We start from the raw sequence: 1,797 nt of genomic DNA on the forward strand, positions 1-1,797 counted from the left end.
CCCATTGGTCGCGATCCATGCGACCTGATGTTCGCCGATCGACAAGACCAGCCGGCGCAGAAGCTCAACCGCCATCGGCATGTCGTTGACTACGCCGATTCTCATTCGTTGGCTTCCAATTTCGATCTCATTCAGTCGCCTCGCCAATCATGTCCACGACCGCATGGATCAGCGCCTCGTCCTGAAAGGTACTCTTGGTCAGATAATAGTCCGCACCGGCGTCAAGCCCGCGCGAGCGATCTTCTTCCCGATCCTTGTATGAAACGATCATTATGGGTGTGTTCTTGAGATGGGCGTCCTTTCTGATCAAGCTCACCAACTCGATGCCATCCATGCGCGGCATATCTATGTCAGTGACGACGAGATCGAAAGGACCAGACCGGACGGCATTCCACCCGTCCATACCGTCGACCGCCACTTCGACATCATAACCGTGATTGCCCAACATCTTGCGCTGGAGTTCGCGGACCGTGAGGGAATCGTCAATCACGAGCACGCGCTTGCGCCTGCTCGGCTCGGGACCGCCCGCAGCGCGCCGAAGAGCTCGAAATCCGCTGGACGACGCAAGCTTCTCCACCGATCGGATCAGATCATCAACGTCGAAGATCAGAACAGGCGAACCGTCTTCCATCAGGGCCGCTGCGCTGATGTCCTTGATCTTGGCAAATCGTTGATCGAGAGGTCTGATCACCAACTCGCGTTCCCCGAGAAAACGGTCAACGATCAGGCCGTACGCATCGCCCCGACCCGTATCCACGACGACGACCGAGAGTTCGTCCGGTTCGGATCCGGGCTCACCTCGATCCAGCACCTCGCGCGCGGTGACCAGCCCGATCTGTCGATCGTTCAAGCGAAAATGCGGTCGGCCCTGCAGCAGGTTGATCTGCATCCGCTGCAATTTGATTGTCTTGGAGATGGCGGCGAGTGGAAACGCATAGGGCTCCCCATCGACTTCGACGAGTAGTGTGCGCAGGACTGACAACGTCAGCGGCAGCTGCAGTTGAAACCGGGTTCCACGACCAAATTCCGAGGAAACGCTCGTGATTCCGCGGACCTCTTTCGTCATCGCCTGCACTGCATCGAGCCCCACACCACGGCCGGACACGTCGGTGAGGCCCGCTTTCATCGAAAAGCTTGGCAGAAACAGGAATGCGAGCAATTCGGTTTCGCTGAGTGTGTCAGCACTTTCCCTGGTCGCAAGCTGCCGGGCGATGACAGTCTCGCGCAGCTTCGAGAGCTCGATCCCCTTGCCGTCGTCCACCACGGCTATCTGCAGTAGCCCGGCACTATGCCTCGCTTCGAGCCTGATGAGCCCCTCTTCGGGTTTCCCCATCGCGAGGCGCTCCTCAGGCGATTCAAGCCCATGGTCTACAGCGTTGCGCAAAAGATGCCCCAAAGGGGCATCGAGCCGCTCGAGGATATCGCGGTCGATGCCGGTCGAGCCGCCTACGATCTCCAGTCGCACCCGCTTGCCAAGGGTATGACCGAGGTCTCGGACCGTTCTCGCATAATGTCGCACGCCGTCCTCGAAAGGCCGCATCCGGCTCGCCAACGTTTCATCGTACAATCTGTTGGCAAGATCGGTCGCTTTCCGATCCACTGAATCCAATTCATCGAGACGCTCCGCCAGGAACGCTTGGCTCAACCGAAGCTTTCGCTGGGCTGAAGCCAGCGCCTCCACCGCTGCCCCATCGTTTGAACCCGGCGGCAGCAGTGCATGAAGATTGTCGAACGCACTTGCGAGGTCCGATTGAAGGCGCTTCAGCCGCAGCAGCCCGTCGGCGAATGGCCTGAGCC

The 1,797-nt window shown here is 59.3% G+C and carries 1 protein-coding gene; it reads right to left on the reverse strand.

Features of this window, described 5'->3' with window-relative positions; translation table 11 throughout:
• Positions 1-127: 127 nt before the first annotated feature.
• The coding region (locus EN914_RS34125; RefSeq protein ID WP_164779125.1) for a hybrid sensor histidine kinase/response regulator at positions 128-1,797 on the reverse strand (1,670 nt) is incomplete at its 5' end.

It is taken from the genome of Mesorhizobium sp. M7A.F.Ca.CA.001.08.2.1 (genome assembly GCF_003998455.1).
Lineage (GTDB): Bacteria > Pseudomonadota > Alphaproteobacteria > Rhizobiales > Rhizobiaceae > Mesorhizobium > Mesorhizobium ciceri.